Below are 18016 nucleotides of genomic sequence, written 5' to 3'. Positions count from 1 at the left end.
CCCGCCTGCCGGGATTTCCGGATCAGTATTTCATGCCCCGGCACGCGCTGCAGCGCCGGGGTCCCGGTCACGCGAGGTCACGCGGGATTTCGCAGACCCAATCCTGCGCATGGGCGACGGCCTCGCCTTCCTTGGCGACGAGCCTCGCCTTGATGACGAAATGCGTGGCTGTTGCGGTCATCTCGGTCTCGGTGCGGCTCGACATCCGCCAGTCACCCCGCGACATGTCGAGATCCCAGACAACATGCCCCTTGAACGAGCGCCAGTCGGTGCCGCTGAACGAATAGGTCTCGACGCCGCAGGCCCCGGTGGTCAGCCCATTGTCGGCGATGCGGATGCGGCCGCTGTCGTCGGTGATCCGCACCTCGGTCTCGCCCGTGGCCAGATTCTCGCTGACCACCCAGTCGGAACGGCCGGGTGCCAGCACGTCCTTTTCCATCGGCGCGGCGCCCTTCGGCGTGCCCAGATCGCGCGGCTCCGGGTCGTCGGTCGCGGCGCGCAGCGGCAGGACCAGCCGGCTCGCCGCGGTGTCGACGCGCAGCGTCGCCGCCTCGGGTGCCGGCCAGGCGATCGGGAAATAGCTGGTCGAGATCGCCAGCCGCAGGCAGTGGCCGGCGCGGAAGGTCTGCGCCACATGCTTGAACGGCACGGTGGCGGTGTAGACCTCGCCGGGCACCAGCGCCTCGGGCGTCTCGTGGCTGTCCCGATGCGTGAGGTTGAGCAGCCCGTAGCTGACCCGTGTCGCCGCACCATCCGGCGCCACGTCGACGAGTCGCGCCGCCACCTGCGCGACCGGCTGGTCGACGGTGAAGGTCAGCTCCAGCTTGGTGTCTCCGGCGATCTCCAGCGGGCGCTCCAGCGGCGTCGTCTCGAAGACCAGGCTGCCGGCGTCGTCGCGGCGCTGGTCGACCGGCTGGTCGCCGGGCTTGGCGTAGGAGCACCACTTTCCCCCCGCGATGCCGGTGCCGAGCGGCGAGCGGATCTCGCGGAAGCCGGCCGGCGCGTCATCCCGCCCCAGCGAGCCGTCCGCGCCAAGCGTGAGCCCGGTGCGCACCACATTCGGCGAGGGCCAGCTCGGCTCTTCCACCCAGCGGCCGTCGCGATGGGCGTAGAAACTGGCGGGCTCGGCGTGGTCCTGCATGTAGAGGCGCAGCTGCGGCTCGTCCATGATGCCGGTCTCGATCCGCTTCAGCCACTGATCCCACCAGCGCAGCTCCTCGCCGTTCCAGTCGATCGCCGGCCCCGGCACGCCGATGTGCGGATATTTGTGCGACCATGGGCCGACGAGGCCCTTCTTCGGTCCCTGCAGGCTCTCCATCAGGCGAAAGACCGTGCGGCAGTAGCCGTCGGCCCAACCCGACACGGCGTAGACCGGCACCTCGATGCGGCTGATGTCCTCGCAGACCGAGCCGTGCTTCCAAAAGTCGTCGCGGCGCTGATGCTCGGCCCAATTCTTCAACCACAGGCCCGAGCCGGTAAGCCGCTGCATCCACATCTCGCGCCACTTCTCGCCAACCAGATCGGGGTCCGGCGGCAGGGTGTTGATGGCGAACATGTGCGAGGCCCAGGAGATCTGATCCACCACCATCGTGCCGCCCATGTAGTGCACGTCGTCGGCGTAGCGATCGTCGGTCGAGGCGATCGAAACCACGGCTTTAAGGGCGGGCGGCCGCAGCGCGGCAACCTGCAGGCCGTTGAAACCGCCCCAGGAGATGCCGACCATGCCGACGCCGCCGTCGCACCAGTCCTGCGCCGCGATCCAGGCGATCACGTCACACCCGTCCTGCAGTTCCTGCGCGGTGTACTCGTCGACCATCAGGCCCTCGGACTCGCCGGTGCCGCGCAGGTCAACGCGCACGTAGGCATAGCCGCGCGCCGCTATATAGGGGGCCCGCACCGCATCGCGGGCCAGCGTGCCGTCGCCCTTGCGATAGGGCAGGTACTCGAAGATCGCCGGCACCGGCGCACCGTCCGCCGGGCGCCAGATGCGCGCCGCGAGGATGCAGCCGTCGGGCAGCGGGATCTCGACGTGGCGTTCCTCGATGACCTCGTGAAGCGGGCTGAGCTGGTCCATGCGGCGGCGTCCTTTTCGTATCACTGGAGCAGATCGTGACATGCGCAGGACAGCGTCACAATTTCGCGGTATGGCGCAGGTTGACTTCCAAAGTGCGTCAGGTAGCTTCAGGTCATGACTGTTGACCCGGTTTCCGCCAACCTCGCCTTCGCCTGCACGCTCTTCCCCTCCATCGCGCATGTCTGCCGGCGGATTGGAATCAACCGCCAGCAGTTCAACAAGTACCTCTCCGGCACCGTCCGCCCGTCGCGGCACAACATGCGCAAGATCTGCGACTTCTTCGGGGTGACCGAGGCGGAGCTGCTGATGGAACCGGCGCGTTTCACCGAGCTGATCGCACTGCGCCGACGCCCTGGCGGCGAGGTCGAAGCCACACCGCTCGGCCCGACGCTGAAACGGCTCAACCAGTTTTCCGAGCCGCTCGACCGTTACTGCGGCGGCTATTTCCGCTACTTCCATTCCTACAGCAATCCCGGGCGGATCATGCGCTCCTACGCGCAGATCACCCGCAAGGACGGCTACTACCTGTGGAAGAACATCGAGCGCGAGGTCTCGGTACAGGGCGGCGCGCAGGACGTCTTCAAGTACGAGGGCATGGTGTTCTTTCTCGGGGAGCGCATCAATGTCGTGGAAAACGAAGCTATGCTGTCCTCCTCGATCACCCAGATGATCCTCTACCCCTCCTATAGCGCCGGGATCGACTACCTGCTGGGCATCCAGACCGGCGGCCCCCTGAAACGCGGACGCAAGCCGGCCGCCTCGCGGGTGGTGCTCGACTACCTGGGACAGAATGTCGATGCCCGGAGGGCGATGGCGCAATGCGGTCTGTTTCCGCCGGAGGCGCTCGATCCGCGGATCGTGCAGCTCGTGCGCAATGATATGGCGCCGGGCGCCTGGACCTTCGAGGTCGAACAGCTCTGACGCCGGATCGCGCCGCCCGGTCGCGGTGAAGGGATACCGAGCGCCGGTGCCGCAAGTTCGACAGGTGTCTCGGCAGAAACTGATTGCGACAGAGCTCTGCACGTATTGGGCAGGAATGCGCCCGCCGCGCTGCTCGAACCCCCTCCACGCGCCCTACTTCTGCCCCGAAGCCCTGATCAAACGACGGTGAAGAAATAGGCAGCTGCCCCCACGGCGGCGACCGAAGGGAGATAAAAAATGCTGACGTTTCTGAGAATTGGTGTCTCGGCCCTGGCGCTGTCCACGTTTGTCGTCGCGCCGATCGTGACGGTTGTGACCGCAGACCAAGCCTACGCCAAGAGCGACAAGGCCGGTGGCAACGGCAATGGTGGCGGCAAAGGTGGTGGTAACGGCGGCGGCAACGGTGGAGGCAAAGGGGGCGGGAACTCCGGCAAGTCCGACAGTGACCGCGGCAACTCGGGCAAGGGCGGCGGCAAATCCGCCTCGGCCCGCAGCAGTGGCGGAAACTCCAGCCAGGGAAACAAGGGGGGCAAGGCCCTCGGTCGCGCCATTCAAGAGGATTTCACCAGCCTCGGCCGCAGCCTGAAGTCCGGGATCGGAGGCCTGTTCGGCGGCGCTGAAAAGCCCAAGGAAACGCGCAAGGCCAAGGCAACGGCCGCAACCCGCACCGTATCGGTCAGCCCTAAGCAGAAGGCACCCGAGGTCTCGGTGCGGCCTCCCGCATCGCGCCCCGGCAAGGTCAAGGATACCCTCCACGCCAGCGCCCTGGGCAAGCTGAACGGCGCGCTGCATTCGAGCCCGCGCGCCAAAGAGGCGCATATCGCCAACGGCAATTACGCGACCGGCAAGGGGCCGGTGAGCCTCGCCGCGGCGCTGGCCGTGGCCGACTACCTCGCGAGCGACGCCGCAACTGCCCGCGCCGCCTACGCAGACGCCGTTGTCGCCGCCGAGGAGACGCTGGCTCTGGCCGAGGCCTTCTCGCTCGTCGAGAACAAGCCGACCGAGGACGAGGTTCTGGCGGCGCAGGCCGTGCTGGACGACCCCGAGGCCACCGAAGAGGCCAAGGCCGCGGCGCAGGAGGTGCTCGACTACCCCGACACCACCGAGGCGCAGGCGCAGATCGAGGGCCAGGTCCAGCCGACCGAGGAGCAGCTCGCCGAGGCGCAGGCGGTGATCGATGGCGGCGCGCCGTCCGAGCAGGACTTCGCCATCGCCGAGCAGTCGGTCGCCGAGGCCGAGGCTGCGCTTCTCGACAGTGCCAGGGGCGCGCTTTCCGAAGAGGAGGCCGCCGCACTCCTCGAGGCTATCCGCGCTGCCAACCCCGACCCCGAGGCCGTGGCGGCCGCGCTCGAGGAACAGGCCGCCCGCGAGGCCGAAGTCAGCGACGAGACCTTCGAGGAGGACGATCTCGCCGACGGCACGGACGACGCTGAAGAGGACGGCGAAGAAGATGCCGCTGAGGGCGAAGCCGTGGTCGAGGAGCAAGCCGCTTCGCTCTGAATCGGCCCCGCTCTGCCGGGTGAACCCATATCGTGGCCGGGATAGCTCCCGGCCGCGTCGCGCAGCGGGCCGCAAAGTACCTCGTCCTCGGGTGAAGACGGCACCACGCCCGCGCCCTCCGGGCCGCGCATCAGGGCAGGTTTCGTCGGCGCGCGTTGCGGTGCAGCGCAGAGGGCGAGGTTCGTGGCGCCTTGCCGCCAATCACGCTCCGAGATGATTAAGATGGACCCGGACCAGCTCTGTCGGGACGACTTCCTGCACGTCGCCGTCGAATGCGAGTTGCCAAGACCTTGGCCGCCCGGCTCAGCGAAGCCAATCTCGCCCCGGCGGTGGCCGGCAAGGGGCAATGCTCTAAGCGATGCGCTCCCACGACCTGCACCACGCGCAGGCACCTACTCGTGCCGACCGCAAAACTTGGCGGAGCCACCGAAGTTTCACCTGACCGCCACCGTCACGTCAGCGGGTGGAAACAGGCCACCTGCGTAGTCCCGCCTGCCGCTTCGAGCCGCGGGACCTCGGCGCGGCAGCGATCACTCGCACGCGGGCAGCGCGCGGCAAAGGCGCAGCCGGGCGGTGGGTTCAGCGGGTCGGGCAGCTCGGTGCCCTTTTGCTCGGGCGCCTTGAGCGGACGCCCCACCACCGGCGCGCTGTCTGCGAGCAGCTTCGTGTAGGGATGGCGCGGCGCGCGGAACACCTCCTCGGCCGGGCCCAGTTCGACCACCGAGCCGAAGTAGAGCACCGCGATCCGGTCGCTCACCGCCTCGACCACCGCCAAGTCGTGCGAGATGAAGAGATAGGTCAGCCCGAACTCCGCCTTGAGGTCGGCCAGCAGGTTCAGCACCTGCGCCTGCACCGACACATCCAGCGCCGAGACCGGCTCGTCGAGGATCAGGATGCTGGCCTGCGCCGCCAGCGCCCGCGCGATGCCGATGCGCTGCGCCTGCCCGCCGGAGAATTCGTGCGGGTAGCGTTCGAGGAACTCCTCGCGCAGGTTCACGCTCGCGAAGATCTCGGAAATCCGCCGGTCGCGCTCGGCCTTGCCCATGCCGTGCAGGCGCTTCAGCGGCGACTCCATGATCTGCCGGATCGTCTTGCGCGGGTTGAGCGAGGAGATCGGGTCCTGGAAGACGTACTGGATGCGTTTGCCGAAAATGGCCGGGTTCGCGTTGTCCAGCGCCGCGCCATCGATCTCGATGCTGCCGGTCGTCGGCGCGATCAGCCCCACCAGCAGCCGCGCCAGCGTGGACTTGCCGCAGCCGCTCTCGCCGACAATGCCCAGCGTCTCGCCCTGGGGTACCTCAAGCGTGATCGGATGCACCGCGTGGACATGGCCCACCGGACCACCGAAAAGGCGCCGCCCCACTGCGAAGGACTTCGACAGATCCGTCAGTTTCAGCGCGATGCTCATTCGGCGGCCTCCTGCAGCGGCGCTTCGGGGTGGATACAGCGCACCGCGCGCGGCCCGGCGCGGTAGAGGTCGATCTCGCCCTTCCGGCAGTCGGGCTGCGCCCGGGTGCAGCGCTCGGCAAAGGCGCAGCCCTTGGGCAGGCGGTCCACCACCGGCGGCAGCCCGGGGATCGCCTCGAGCCTGCGCTTGCCGGTGCCAAGCTCGGGCACGCAGGCCATCAAGCGCGCCGTGTAAGGATGCAGCGGCCGCTCGAGGATCGCCTGCGTCGGCCCTTCCTCGACGATGCGCCCGGCATACATCACCGCCACCCGGTCGCAGAGCTGCGCCACCACCCCGAAATCATGGGTGATGAAGACGATGGCCAGCCCGCGTTCGCGCCGCAGGTCGTCGAGCAGCGCGAGGATCTGCGCCTGCACCGTCACGTCGAGCGCGGTGGTCGGTTCGTCGGCGATGATCACGTCGGGTTCGTTGGCCAGCGCCATGGCGATGCCGATGCGCTGGCGCATGCCGCCGGACAGCTCGTGCGGGTAGTCGGTCAGCCGCTTTTCCGGGTTGGGAATGCGCACTGACTTCAGCAGCTCCAGCGCCCGCGCCTGCCCCTCCCTGCGGCCGATGGGCCGGTGCGCGCGGATCGCCTCGATGAGCTGGTCGCCGACCCGGTAGAGCGGGTGCAGCGTCGCCAGCGGGTCCTGGAAGATATAGGCCACATTGCGCCCGCGCATGTCGCGCAGACGGCCGTAGGGCGCGCCGATCAGATCCTCGCCCTCGTAGCGCACCGCGCCGCCGGTGATCACCCCGGGCGGCGAGGCGACCAGCCCCATGACGCTGAGCGCGGTGACCGACTTGCCCGAGCCGCTCTCGCCAATGAGGCCAAGGCATTCGCCGGGCTCCACATGCAGCGACACGCCGCCCACCGCGCGATACACGCGGTCCTTGACGTGGAACTGGGTCTGCAACTCCTGTACCTCCAGCAGCCCCTGCCCCGCGCTCTCGGGCACAGGCCCGCGCCGGTCCACCCGCGTCGCCGCCATCGGCCGCGACAGCGCGCCGGACTTCAGCCGCGGATCGAGCGCATCGCGCACGCCGTCGCCGAGCAGGTTGATCGACATGACGATGATCAGGATCATCAGCCCCGGCACCACCGAGGTGTGCGGATTGGTGATCAGCGCCGAGCGCGCCTCGCCCAGCATCGAGCCCAGATCCGCCTGCGGCGGCTGCGAGCCGAGGCCAAGGAAGCTGAGCCCCGCGGTCTCGAGGATCATCCAGCCTATGGTGGTGGACATGGCGATGACGATCACCGGGATCACGTTGGGCAGGATCTCCGACAGGATGATGCGCGCGTTCGACAGGCCCGAGAGCCGTGCGGCATCGACGAACTCGCGGTGTGCGAGGCCGACGGTGATGCCGCGGATGTTGCGGGCGAAGAACGGCACGTTGACCGCCGCCACGGCGATCAGCGCGTTCAGCAGCCCCGGCCCCAGCGCCGCGACGATGGCCAGCGCCAGCAGGATATAGGGAAAGGCCATGAGCATATCGACGCCGCGCATGATCAGGTTGTCGGTGCGGCCCCCGTAGAAGCCCGAGACGATGCCCACCGCCGCGCCGATGGTGGCCGCCGCGATGGCCGCGGCAAAGCCCACCGCCAGCGACAGCCGCGTGCCCCAGAGCAGCCGCGACAGCAGGTCCCGGCCCAGATGATCGGTGCCCAGCAGGGCGCCCTCGGAGAACGGCGGCTGAAACCGCGCGCCGGTGTTGGTGACATCGGGATCGGCCAGCGGCAGCAGCGGCGTGACCAGCGCCAGCAGCACCACCAGTGCCATGACGATGCCCCCGGCCAGCGCCAGCCGGTTGCGGGCGAGGAGTTTGAGAAACCCGCTCATGTCTTGATCCTCGGGTCGAGCAGGCTCTGCGCCACATCCACCGCGATATTGAACAGCACGTAGCAGGCAGCGACCAGCACCACCCCGCCCTGCACCAGCAGGATGTCGCGCTTGAGGATCGCGTCGACCAGCATCCGCCCCACCCCCGGCCACTGGAAGACGATCTCGATATAGACCGCGCCCGACAGCACGAAGCCCGCCTGGATGCCCAGCACCGGGATGATCGAGACCATGGCCGCCTTCAGCGCGTGCCGCCAGATCACCCCGCTCTCGTGCACCCCCTTGGCCCGCGCGGTGCGGATGAAATCCTGCCGCAGCACCTCGAGCATGGCCGAGCGCGACAGCCGCGCGATGACCCCGGTCGCCACCACCGCCAGCGCGATGGCCGGCAGCGTCAGATGCCGGAGCAGCGCCCAGAGGTCGCGATCGCCGTAGATCGGCCACATGCCCGAGACCGGGAACCACTTCAGCTTCACCGCGAAGATCAGGATCATCATCATGCCGAGAAAGAACGACGGGATGGATATCCCCAAGAGCACCGCGAAGGTGATGCCCTTGTCGCCCCAACCGTACTGGTTCGCCGCCGAGACCACCCCCGCCACGATGCCGAAGATGGAGCAGAGCACAAAGGCCGTGCCCGCCAGCACCAGCGTCGCCCCGAAACGCTCGACCACCTCGTCGAGCACCGGTCGGTTGAGCGAGAAGGAGGTGCCGAAGTCCCCGCCCAGCATATTGCCCAGCCAGATGAAATACTGCTGCACCAGCGGCTTATCGAGCCCCAGATCGCGGTTCAGCTTCTCGACGTTCTCCGGTGTCGCATAGGATCCGAGGATCGCCGTCGCCGGGTCGCCGGGGATCAGCGCCATGATCGCGAAGACGATCACGGTGATCCCCAGCAGCACCGGGATGGCCGAGAGCAGTCGCTTGAGGATGTAACCCGTCATGGCAGCTCCATCTGCGGCAGACGCCCCGTGCCCTTCGCCGCACAGCGCCCTTCATCTTTCACAAAATACTCCGGGGGAGTCGCAGCCCCCCAGGGGCCGCGACGGGGGCAGCGCCCCCGCTATCGCCGGTGGATCAGTTCTTCACCACGTCATCCAGCAGCAGGAAGAAGGATGGCTGCAGCGTGAAATTCTCGACCCGCTCCGAGGTCACCGCGTTCTGCTTCCAGTTCGCCACGAAGACCCAGGGCGCGTCCTCCTGCACGATGGTCTGCATCTGCTTGTAGAGCACGGCGCGCTCATCCTGATCGGTGGCGACGCGGGCCGCCTCCAGCAGCTCGTCGACCTCGGGGTTGGAATAATAGCCCGAGTTGAACCCGCCCTTGTCGGGCCATGCGTCCGTGCGCAGCGCGAGGAAGGGCAGCGTGTCGGGATCGTTGGTCATCCAGGCCATCTCCGCCATGTCCGCCTTGCCCTCGAGCCCGGGGTTCACCTCGCCGAGGAAGGTGTTCCACTCGTAGGTCTCGATCTTGGTGTCGAAGCCCACGGCATTGAGGTCGGCCTGAATCGCGGTGCCCATGGCGATGGGATCGAGCATCCCCGAGCCGCCTTCGGTGACATAGAATGTCAGCTCCGCCCCCTCGGCCCCGGCCTCTGTGAGCAACGCCTTGGCCTTCTCGGGATCGTAGGGATAGGGCTCGAGATCGGGGTTGTAGGCCCAGGCAAAGGCCGGCGGGGTCGGCCCGGCGGCGACCTCCGCGGTGCCCTCCAGCACGTCGTTCACCAGAGCTTCCTTGTTGATCGCGTAGTTCGCCGCCTGCCGCACGCGCTTGTCGGCGAAGGGCCCCTCCTTGGCGTTGAGGATCAGGAACCAGACGTGCGGTCCGGCCTGTTCGTGCAGCGTGTAGGCATCGCCCTGGAACTCGCTCAGCGCCACGGGGGGCACCTCGACCATCAGGTCGATGCCGCCGGCCAGCATTTCGGCGGTGCGGGTGTTGGCGTCGGTGATCGGGCGGAAGACCACAGCCTGCAGCGCGGGCGCACCGTCCCAGTGGTCGGGGTTGGCCTCGATCACCACCGCCTCGTTCGAGCGCCATTCGGCGAATTTGAACGGTCCGGTGCCCGAAGGATTGCGGCCAAAGTCCGCGCCATACTGTTCGACCGCAGCGGGCGAGACCAGCAGGCCGGTGGGATAGGCGAGGTTCGACAGGAAGGGCGCGTAGGGTTCCGAGAGGGTGAATTTCACCGTCAGCTCGTCCACCGCCTCGACGCTCTCGACCGACGAGAAGAAGAAGGCCAGCGGGAAGGGGCCGGTGTCGTGGAAAGGGTGGCTCTCGTCCAGCATCCGATCGAAGTTGAACTTCACCGCCTCGGCGTTGAACGGCGCACCGTCGTGAAAACTGACGCCCTCGCGCAGCGTGAAGGTATACTCGGTGCCATCGTCGGAAATCGTCCAATCGGTCGCCAAGGCCGGTTCGACCTCCAGCGTGCCGTCCTTGTAGCGCACGAGGCCGTCATAGACGTTCATCAGGATGCGGAAGTCGTTCACCGCGGTCACCGCGGCGGGATCGAGCGACTTCGGCTCGGCGATCTGCCCGACGATGAGAACCCCCGGCGGGGTCTGCGCCTGCACGCCGGTCAGCGCGCCGAATGTCAGGGTGAGAGCCGTGCCCGCGGCCAGCAGGCCCCGGCGGGTAAAGGACGTGATGGACATTTCGTGACCTCCCAGCTGGTCAGGATCAATTATTTATCATGATAAATTGCATGAGGCCAAATTTTCATGATAAATTCAACCCTGCAGCAGACAGGGACCCTGAATGACCATTTCCATCCTCGCCTACGACGAAAAATCGGGCAGCTACGGCGGCGCGGCGACGACCGGCAGCCTCTGCGTCGGCGGCTGGGTGCTGCGCGGCGATGCCGAGGCGGGGCTGAGCGCCTCGCAGGGCTCGCTGCCCTCGACGATGTGGGGGACCGGGGTGCTGGAGCTGATGCGGCAGGGCGTTCCCGCGGAAGAGGCCGTCGCGCAGGTGGTCGCCCCGGACACGGGCAAGGCGCAGCGGCAGCTCTCGGCGCTGGATCCGCAGGGGCGCACAGCGACCCACACCGGGGCCGAGAGCATTCCCACCGCCGGGGCCCGGCAGGCGGACAAGGTGATCGTCTCGGGCAACCTGCTGTCGTCCGAAGCCGTGCTCGATGCCTGCCTAGACGGCTTCCTCGCCTCCACCGCGCCGTTCGACCAGCGCCTGATGGACGCTCTCGATCGCGCCGCAGCCTGCGGCGGCGACAGCCGCGGCCTGCTCTCGGCCGCGCTTTTGGTGGTCAGCCGCCAAGCCGCGCCGCTGACCCTGCGCATCGACCATTCGGAAACGCCGCTGCGCGATCTGCGCGCGCTGCACGGCCATGCCACCGGCGGGGCCTATGCCGATTGGGCGAGGACGGTACCGACGCTGGACGAGCCCTACCTCGCCGACCCCTTTCCAAGGATCGTCAGCCAGTAGGCCCCTGCCCGTCTACTCGGCGATGAAGCGTTTCATCACCACGGCTTCCTGATCCTCCATCATCCGCCGCGCCATCTGCATGTGGTCGCGCATCACCTCGCGTGCGCCCTCGGAATCCCCGGCCTTCAGCGCCGCGATGAGGTGCAGCTGATGCGCGCGGCCCTGCTTCCAGAGCGCCTCGTTGGGCTGGGCATAGAGCCGCTTGTAGACCGTCAGGTCGGTGAGGATCCGCGCCATGAAGCCGATGAAGAAGCTCAGCATGGCGTTCTCGGAAAACTCCGCAAGGCAGGCGTGGAACCGCAGCGAGGCGACGTGCTGCGCCCGCTCCTCCTCGGCATTGGCGGCGGGCTGGGCATAGTCCGCCATGATCGCCTCAAGCTGCGCGATCTGCCCGGCGTCCAGCCGGCCCGCCAGAGAGGCCGCGACCTCCGGCTCCAGCGCGACGCGCAGCTGGTAGATGTCGTCGATCGAGACATTGCGGAAGTAGAAGTAGTTGGCCAGCAGCGCCCGCGCGCGATCCGTGCTGACCTCGCCGACGAAGCTGCCGCCGCCGGGGCCGGTCTTGGTCACCACCAGCCCCTGCGCCTGCAGCAGCCGCATGGCCTCGCGGATGGTGCCCTTGGACATGCCGAAATGCGCGATCAGCTCGGCCTCGCCGGGCAGCCGGTCGCCGGGCATCAGGCCCTTTTCGACCACCCAGTCCTTGATCGCCTCGGCCACACGCACCGGGCGCGAGCGCCGGACCGTCTCCGCCTGTTCTGCGTTGCTCATCCTGCGCTGCCCATGGCTTCGCCCTTCGCGATCGCCGCTCCACCCGTGCCGCCGGAAAGACCCCGCGCGGCGTTTTCGCCATTTATCATGAGAAATCCGCCAGCCACAACACACCAGCCACAACACGGCACGCGCCCCGCAGCGCCGCAGGCAGTCCGCTGCGCATTCGCGAGACCGGCGGCGTTTGCGCCTTGCGCTGCGTCACGCCCGGGCCTACCAAGCGCGGGTTCCCCACGGCGCGGAGCCGGTTTCCGGCCTCCGCTTCGGCCGACAGCCCTCAGAGATCATGACCATGCAGAGCACCCCCGTTTCCGCCGGTGGCCCGGACCCTATTTCCGACCCCGATCACGCCGCGCGCAACCGCCTTGTCATCCTGCTGCTGCTGGTCTCGGCCTTCACCGTGATCCTCAACGAGACGATCATGGGGGTCGCGCTGCCCCGGCTGATGAAGGACCTGAACGTCACCGCCAATGCCGCGCAATGGCTGACCACGGCCTTCCTGCTGACCATGGCGGTGGTGATCCCGATCACCGGTTTCCTGCTGCAGAGGCTCCACACCCGCACGGTCTTCACCATGGCGATGGGGCTCTTCAGCCTCGGCACGCTGATCTGCGCGCTGTCGCCGGGGCTCGGGATGCTGATCTTCGGCCGGGTGGTGCAGGCCTGCGGCACGGCAATCATGATGCCGCTGCTGATGACCACGGTGATGACGCTGGTGCCCCCCGAGAGCCGCGGCAAGACTATGGGCAATATCTCGATCGTCATCTCGGTGGCCCCGGCCATCGGGCCGACGATCTCGGGGATCATCCTCAACCTGCTCGACTGGCGCTGGATGTTCTGGCTGGTGCTGCCGATCGGTCTGGGCGCGCTGGCGCTCGGCTACGCGCGGCTGCAGAACGTCACCGAGCCGCGCAAGACGCCGCTCGATCTCCTGTCGGTGCCGCTGTCAGTGCTGGCCTTCGGCGGGCTGGTCTACGGGCTCTCGACGCTGGGCGAAGGCCATGGCAGCGGCGGCGCCATCCCGGTCTGGCTGCCGCTGGCGGTGGGCTTCGTGGCGCTGGCGCTTTTCGTCGCGCGGCAGGTCCGGCTGGCACCGCAGGGCCGCGCCCTGCTCGACCTGCGCACCTTCCGGGTGCGGGTATTCAGCGTCGCCGTGGTGATGATGGCCTTCTGCATGATGTCGCTCTTCGGGATGATCATCCTCTTGCCGATCTACATGCAGAACGTGCTGGGCATGGAGCCGCTCGAGGCCGGGCTGCTGCTGCTGCCGGGCGGGCTGGCCATGGGGCTCATGGCGCCCTGGGTCGGGCGCACCTTCGACCGGATCGGCGCGCGGCGGCTGGTGATCCCCGGCGCGGTGCTGGTGTTTCTCGGGCTGGGGTCCATGGCGCTGCTCGGGGCCTCCAGCGCCATCTGGATGGTGCTGGGCTGCCACATGCTGCTGAGCATCGGGCTGGCGTTGCTCTTCACTCCGCTTTTCACCTCCTCGCTCGGCTCTCTGCCCAAGGAGCTCTATTCCTATGGCTCGGCGGTGATCGGCACGGTGCAGCAGGTGGCGGGCGCGGCGGGCATCGCGCTTTTCGTGTCGATCATGTCGATCCGCATAGGCACCGAGATGGCCTCGGGCGCCGAGCTGGTGGACGCCACCGCCGCCGGGGTGCGCGCGGGCTTCCTGACCGGCGCGCTGATTTCGCTGCTGATGATCGGGGCGAGCTTCTTCGTCCGCCGCCCGCCGGCGGTCACGCCGACGATGCCCGGGCACTGAGCCAGGTACTGCACCCTCAAACAGCGGCGGCACCCCGCCGCCGCTGACCCCTTTCCCGCAACCACGATCTTGATTTTGCAACCCAAGGGCGTTCTCCTGCCGTGCAGAGAGACCCCTTCATTTTTAAAGATCGAGATTGCCCCATGTCCCTTCCAAAGACGATGAAGGCCGCCGTCGTTCCGGCGCTCGGCCAGCCGCTGGAAATCCGCGAGGTGCCCGTGCCGCAGGTCGGCCCCGGGCAGGTGCTGATGCGGGTGCGCGCCTCGGGCGTGTGCCACACCGATCTGCATGCCGCCGAGGGCGACTGGCCGGTGAAACCCACCGCGCCCTTCATCCCAGGTCACGAAGGCGTCGGCGAGGTCGCCGCCATAGGCGCGGGCGTCAGCCATCTCAAGGAAGGCGACCGCATCGGCGCGCCCTGGCTGCACACCGCCTGCGGCCGCTGCGAGCATTGCGTCGGCGGGTGGGAGACGCTCTGCCCGGACCAGCAGATGACCGGCTACACGGTGGACGGCGGCTATGCCGAGTTCGTGCTCGCCGATGCCGATTTCGTCGGGATACTGCCGGACGGGCTCGACTGGGGCCCCGCAGCGCCTGTGCTCTGCGCGGGGGTGACGGTCTACAAGGGGCTGAAGGAGACCGAGGCGAAGCCCGGCGACTGGGTGGCGATCTCGGGCATCGGTGGGCTTGGCCACATGGCGGTGCAATATGCCGTGGCCATGGGGCTGCGGGTGATCGCCGTGGACATCGCCGAGGACAAGCTGGCGCTCGCCCGCCAGATGGGGGCCGAGATTGCACTCAATGCCGCCGAGGTGGACGTCGCGCAGGAGGTCCACAAGCTGGTCGGCGGCGCGCATGGCGTGCTGGTCACCGCAGTGTCGAACGCCGCCTTCGCGCAGGCGGTGGGCATGTTGCGACGCGGCGGCTTCATGGCGCTGGTCGGCCTGCCGCCGGGGGACTTCCCGCTGCCGATCTTCGACATTGTGCTGCAGCGGATCACCGTGCGCGGCTCAATCGTCGGCACCCGGAACGACCTGCGCGAGGCACTGGCCTTCGCGGGGGCGGGCAAGGTCGCCTCGCATTTCAGCTGGGACAGGCTGGAGAACATCAACGCCATCTTCGACACCATGCGCGCCGGCAAAATCGACGGCCGCATCGTGCTGGAGATCTGAGCGCGGCCGGAGGCCCCGCGACACTTTCGCGCTTCACCAGCGCAGCCCGCCATGGCATGACCCCGGCATGTCGATCCGGCGCGCCCTTCCCGCCTTCGCCTGCGTCCTGGCCGTTTTTCTGGCCGTGACCGGCGTGACCTCGGCCGGGCTCATGGCTCCGGACCGGGCGGTCGCGGCGCGCCTGGCCACCGAGCGCGCCTTCGGCCTCGCGCCGGGCGATCTCTGCGCGCCGCAGCGCGATGCCAGCGGGCACCGCGGCCACGGAGAACACAGCGATCTCGCAGCGCCGGCCGATCACGACAGCCATGGTGAGCACGCGGCGCATGATCACCCCTGCCCCTTCTGTCACGGCCTGCCCGGCGCGCCCAGGCTGGCCCACGACGGGCACAGCACCCTGCTGATCCCCCACGACGGCTGGCGCCAGAGTGCCGACCGCCACCGCGCCGCACAGTCCCGCGACGCGGACCATTCCCCGAGAGCCCCGCCCGCGCTGGCCTGAGCCCCCAAGTCTCAGGCCGCAGGCTTCACGCGCTGCGCCTGCCCCTCTCGGACCCCCGCCCCGGCGGGCCTTTCGGATTGACCAAATGAAAGATTCACCCCGCGCGGCCTCCGCCGCGCTCTACCGCGCCGTCTGGCGCTGGCACTTCATCGCAGGGCTGCTCGTCCTGCCCTTCGTGCTGATCCTCGCCGTGACCGGCGGCATCTACCTCTTCAAGGACGAGATCAACGACGCCGCCTACAGCCGGCTGCGCCTTGTCGAACCGGCAGGGGCGATGCTTGCCCCCTCGCAGATCGCCAGCAGCGCGCTCGCCGCGCACCCCGGCACGCTCAGGGCCTATACCCCGCCCGCCGCCGCCGACCGCAGCGCCGAGGTCGACATCCTCGGCGCGGACGGGCTGAAGAACAGCATCTACGTCAACCCCTACAGCGGCGAGGTGCTCGGCAGCCTCTGGGACGCCGGGGCCTCGGGCAGCCCGGCGATGTATGTGGTGCGCAAGCTGCACTCGCTGGAATACGTCGGCTGGCTCGGCAACCGGCTGATCGAGGCGGCGGCGGGCTGGATGGTGCTGCTGGTCGGCACCGGCATCTATCTGTGGTGGCCGCGCGGCAAGGGGCTCGGCACCACCCGCATCAAGGCCCGGCGCGGACGTCCCTGGTGGCGCGACCTGCACGCGGTGACCGGCCTCTACACCGGCGGTTTCATCGTCTTCCTGGCGATGACCGGCCTGCCCTGGTCCGGCCTTTGGGGCAGCAAGTTCTACGACACCGCCAACGCCCTCGGCCTCGGCATGCCCGAGGGCTACTGGTCCGACCTGCCCGTCTCGACCGTGCCGCTGTCGGAGACGGTGGACCGCGCGCCCTGGATCATCGAGAAGCAGCCGGTGCCGCGCTCGCAGGCCGCGTCGGGCGTACCGCAGACGCTCGACGAGGTGGTGCGGACCGTCGAGGCACGCGGCCTCGTGCCGGGCTACTCCGTGTCGATGCCGGCTGGACCCGAAGGCGTCTTCACCGCCTCGGTCTATCCTGACGACATCACCCATGAGCGTGTGATCCACCTCGACCAGTACAGCGGCGCGGTGCTCTACGACGCGGGGCTCGCCGACCTCGGCACGCTGGGCCGCTGGGCCGAATGGGGGATCTCGGTGCACATGGGGCAGGAATGGGGGCGGATCAACCAGCTCGTGCTGCTGCTCGCCTGCCTCGCGATGGTCGGGCTCTGCGTCTCCGGCGCGGTGATGTGGTGGAAGCGCCGTCCCGCCGGGTCACTCGGCGTGCCGCAGATGCCTACTGATGCACGCATCCCGCGCGGGCTGCTGGTCATCGCGCTGGCATCCGGCGCCTTCTTCCCGCTTGTCGGCCTGTCGATGCTGGGCCTGGCCACGGTGGAACTGGCGCTGCACCTGCGCGCCCGCCGGCAGCGCCTGGCTTGAGCGTTCCGGAAGCGCCCACACCGCCGGGCGCTTCCTTCTCATTCACGCCGCGTGCGTCACGGCAGGTTCTCGCTGAAGTAGATGTCGAGCTTCAGCGGGCGCACCACCGCGGGCGGGCCGGAGAGGCTGTCGATGGCCCGGTCGATCAGCATGTCCGGGTCCTGGTCGAAGATCGCGTCCATCGTGCCCTCGAGTACCGCCCGCCGCGTATCGGGCGTCAGCCCGTGGCCGATGAAGATCACCTCCTGTCGGCCCTGCTCGCGCAAAGCCCGGGTGATCCCGCCCGAGGAGCCGCCGACGTTGTAGATGCCGACGAGGTCCGGCACCTGTTCGAGCAGCGCCAGCGTGTGGCGATAGTTCTCGGCGGCATCGTCGTGGCCCTCGCGCATGCCGTGGATGCGCAGCTGCGGGAAGAGCTCCTCCTGGATGCTGAGGAACCCCGCCTCGCGCTCGGAATGCGCCCGGTAATGGCGCGAGCCCGCGACCAGCGCTACCGCCCCTTCCCTGCCGCCCGAGAGTCTCCCGATCAGCAGCCCGGCGGTACGCCCGACGGCGCGATTGTCGAGACCGACGTGCCCGATCCCCGGCACCGAGCCAAGGTCCGAGACGATCGACACCAGCCTTGTGCCGGAGGCCGCCACCTCCGCCGCCGCCTCGCGCACCACCGGGTGCTCGATGGCGAAGAAGGCGATGCCATCGGCCCAGCCGGCGTTGCGCCGCAGCGCCTCGGCCAGCGCCTGCGCGCTGAAGCTCTCGATGAAGAAGCAGCGCAGCACCGGCCCCGACGGCCCGGCGCTGTCGAGCCGAGCGCGCAGCCGGTCACCGAGCAGCCGCAGGTAGGGGTTCGAGCCCGCCGGTAGCAGCACCACGATGTTCAGCGGCCGCGCCATGCCAAGCTGCGCCTCCTCGGTCTCGCTCAGGAACCCCAGCTCGCGCGCCGCTTCCAGCACGCGCTGACGGGTGCGTTCCTTGACCCCCTTGCGGCGGTTCAGCACCCGGTCGACCGTCGCCAGAGACACCCCGGCCCGCGCCGCCACGTCGGACTGCTGCGGGCGGTCCGCCACCGGCTGATCTCCGTCCGTTCCCATCAGGACACCTCAAAACCCATCATCTTATTTGCTTTGACGAATGCTGCTTCGAAACAGTAGCTTT

14 protein-coding genes are annotated in these 18016 nt (G+C 68.5%); 7 read left to right on the top strand and 7 right to left on the bottom strand.

Annotated features, from left to right (window positions below):
• Positions 1-67: 67 nt before the first annotated feature.
• A complete protein-coding gene (locus tag BM397_RS17855) occupies positions 68-2074 on the bottom strand; it encodes a CocE/NonD family hydrolase (protein ID WP_092427395.1) in 2007 nt (668 codons plus the stop codon).
• 114 nt (positions 2075-2188) lie between these two features.
• On the opposite strand from BM397_RS17855, the gene BM397_RS17850 reads away from it, so the two are divergent.
• Together BM397_RS17850 and BM397_RS17845 are read left to right on the top strand one after the other, a co-directional pair.
• Entirely contained in the window at positions 2189-2995 is an 807-nt protein-coding gene (locus BM397_RS17850; RefSeq protein WP_092427393.1) for a helix-turn-helix domain-containing protein, read from the top strand.
• Between the two features lie 237 nt (positions 2996-3232).
• Positions 3233-4495, top strand: a complete 1263-nt coding sequence (locus BM397_RS17845; RefSeq protein WP_092427391.1) for a hypothetical protein — start codon at positions 3233-3235, stop codon at positions 4493-4495.
• Positions 4496-4946: 451 nt separating this feature from the next.
• On the opposite strand, the gene BM397_RS17840 is transcribed toward BM397_RS17845, so the two are convergent.
• The 4 genes from BM397_RS17840 to BM397_RS17825 form a co-directional block, all read right to left on the bottom strand.
• The gene (locus tag BM397_RS17840) at positions 4947-5903 is read right to left on the bottom strand and encodes an ABC transporter ATP-binding protein (RefSeq protein WP_092427389.1); all 957 of its coding nucleotides are present in this window, start codon (positions 5901-5903) and stop codon (positions 4947-4949) included.
• Positions 5900-7783, bottom strand: a complete 1884-nt coding sequence (locus BM397_RS17835) for a dipeptide/oligopeptide/nickel ABC transporter permease/ATP-binding protein (RefSeq protein WP_092427387.1) — start codon at positions 7781-7783, stop codon at positions 5900-5902. Before BM397_RS17835 ends, BM397_RS17840 begins: the two co-directional genes overlap by 4 nt.
• On the bottom strand, positions 7780-8727 hold the full coding sequence (locus BM397_RS17830; RefSeq protein WP_092427385.1) for an ABC transporter permease: 948 nt from the start codon (positions 8725-8727) through the stop codon (positions 7780-7782). Before BM397_RS17830 ends, BM397_RS17835 begins: the two co-directional genes overlap by 4 nt.
• A gap of 133 nt (positions 8728-8860) precedes the next feature.
• Positions 8861-10438, bottom strand: a complete 1578-nt coding sequence (locus BM397_RS17825) for an ABC transporter substrate-binding protein (RefSeq protein WP_092427383.1) — start codon at positions 10436-10438, stop codon at positions 8861-8863.
• Positions 10439-10541: 103 nt separating this feature from the next.
• Between BM397_RS17825 and BM397_RS17820 the strand changes: the two genes are divergently transcribed.
• Complete coding sequence (locus BM397_RS17820) at positions 10542-11225, top strand: DUF1028 domain-containing protein (RefSeq protein WP_092427381.1); 684 nt, start codon at positions 10542-10544, stop codon at positions 11223-11225.
• Between the two features lie 12 nt (positions 11226-11237).
• Here BM397_RS17820 and BM397_RS17815 read toward each other — a convergent pair whose 3' ends face one another.
• Positions 11238-11996, bottom strand: a complete 759-nt coding sequence (locus BM397_RS17815; protein ID WP_245696140.1) for a FadR/GntR family transcriptional regulator — start codon at positions 11994-11996, stop codon at positions 11238-11240.
• A gap of 292 nt (positions 11997-12288) precedes the next feature.
• Here BM397_RS17815 and BM397_RS17810 point away from each other — a divergent pair, with 292 nt between their 5' ends.
• The 4 genes from BM397_RS17810 to BM397_RS17795 all read left to right on the top strand — a co-directional run bounded on the left by BM397_RS17810 (position 12289) and on the right by BM397_RS17795 (position 16864).
• Positions 12289-13761, top strand: coding sequence for an MDR family MFS transporter (locus BM397_RS17810; protein ID WP_218124894.1), 1473 nt, complete (start codon positions 12289-12291; stop codon positions 13759-13761).
• Positions 13762-13904: 143 nt separating this feature from the next.
• A complete protein-coding gene (gene adhP / locus BM397_RS17805) occupies positions 13905-14933 on the top strand; it encodes an alcohol dehydrogenase AdhP (protein WP_092427377.1) in 1029 nt (342 codons plus the stop codon).
• A 67-nt stretch (positions 14934-15000) separates the two neighbouring features.
• Complete coding sequence (locus BM397_RS17800; RefSeq protein ID WP_092427375.1) at positions 15001-15432, top strand: hypothetical protein; 432 nt, start codon at positions 15001-15003, stop codon at positions 15430-15432.
• Between the two features lie 85 nt (positions 15433-15517).
• Entirely contained in the window at positions 15518-16864 is a 1347-nt protein-coding gene (locus tag BM397_RS17795) for a PepSY-associated TM helix domain-containing protein (protein ID WP_092427373.1), read from the top strand.
• Between the two features lie 56 nt (positions 16865-16920).
• Here the strand turns inward: BM397_RS17795 and BM397_RS17790 are convergent, their stop codons facing one another.
• Entirely contained in the window at positions 16921-17952 is a 1032-nt protein-coding gene (locus BM397_RS17790) for a LacI family DNA-binding transcriptional regulator (protein ID WP_092427371.1), read from the bottom strand.
• Positions 17953-18016: the final 64 nt, after the last annotated feature.

Origin of the sequence: Alloyangia pacifica (genome assembly GCF_900116195.1) — a bacterium.
Lineage (GTDB): Bacteria > Pseudomonadota > Alphaproteobacteria > Rhodobacterales > Rhodobacteraceae > Salipiger > Salipiger pacificus.
Note: the sequence above shows the minus strand (reverse complement) of the source record. Positions and strands in the feature narration are given on the sequence as shown.

What these genes read in the sequence shown, in the direction of transcription:
- BM397_RS17855 (WP_092427395.1), bottom strand. Translation starts at nt 2,074, where the DNA reads ATGGACCAGCTCAGCCCGCTTCACGAGGTCATCGAGGAACGCCACGTC.
- BM397_RS17850 (WP_092427393.1), top strand. Translation starts at nt 2,189, where the DNA reads ATGACTGTTGACCCGGTTTCCGCCAACCTCGCCTTCGCCTGCACGCTC.
- BM397_RS17845 (WP_092427391.1), top strand. Translation starts at nt 3,233, where the DNA reads ATGCTGACGTTTCTGAGAATTGGTGTCTCGGCCCTGGCGCTGTCCACG.
- BM397_RS17840 (WP_092427389.1), bottom strand. Translation starts at nt 5,903, where the DNA reads ATGAGCATCGCGCTGAAACTGACGGATCTGTCGAAGTCCTTCGCAGTG.
- BM397_RS17835 (WP_092427387.1), bottom strand. Translation starts at nt 7,783, where the DNA reads ATGAGCGGGTTTCTCAAACTCCTCGCCCGCAACCGGCTGGCGCTGGCC.
- BM397_RS17830 (WP_092427385.1), bottom strand. Translation starts at nt 8,727, where the DNA reads ATGACGGGTTACATCCTCAAGCGACTGCTCTCGGCCATCCCGGTGCTG.
- BM397_RS17825 (WP_092427383.1), bottom strand. Translation starts at nt 10,438, where the DNA reads ATGTCCATCACGTCCTTTACCCGCCGGGGCCTGCTGGCCGCGGGCACG.
- BM397_RS17820 (WP_092427381.1), top strand. Translation starts at nt 10,542, where the DNA reads ATGACCATTTCCATCCTCGCCTACGACGAAAAATCGGGCAGCTACGGC.
- BM397_RS17815 (WP_245696140.1), bottom strand. Translation starts at nt 11,996, where the DNA reads ATGAGCAACGCAGAACAGGCGGAGACGGTCCGGCGCTCGCGCCCGGTG.
- BM397_RS17810 (WP_218124894.1), top strand. Translation starts at nt 12,289, where the DNA reads ATGCAGAGCACCCCCGTTTCCGCCGGTGGCCCGGACCCTATTTCCGAC.
- adhP (WP_092427377.1), top strand. Translation starts at nt 13,905, where the DNA reads ATGTCCCTTCCAAAGACGATGAAGGCCGCCGTCGTTCCGGCGCTCGGC.
- BM397_RS17800 (WP_092427375.1), top strand. Translation starts at nt 15,001, where the DNA reads ATGTCGATCCGGCGCGCCCTTCCCGCCTTCGCCTGCGTCCTGGCCGTT.
- BM397_RS17795 (WP_092427373.1), top strand. Translation starts at nt 15,518, where the DNA reads ATGAAAGATTCACCCCGCGCGGCCTCCGCCGCGCTCTACCGCGCCGTC.
- BM397_RS17790 (WP_092427371.1), bottom strand. Translation starts at nt 17,952, where the DNA reads ATGGGAACGGACGGAGATCAGCCGGTGGCGGACCGCCCGCAGCAGTCC.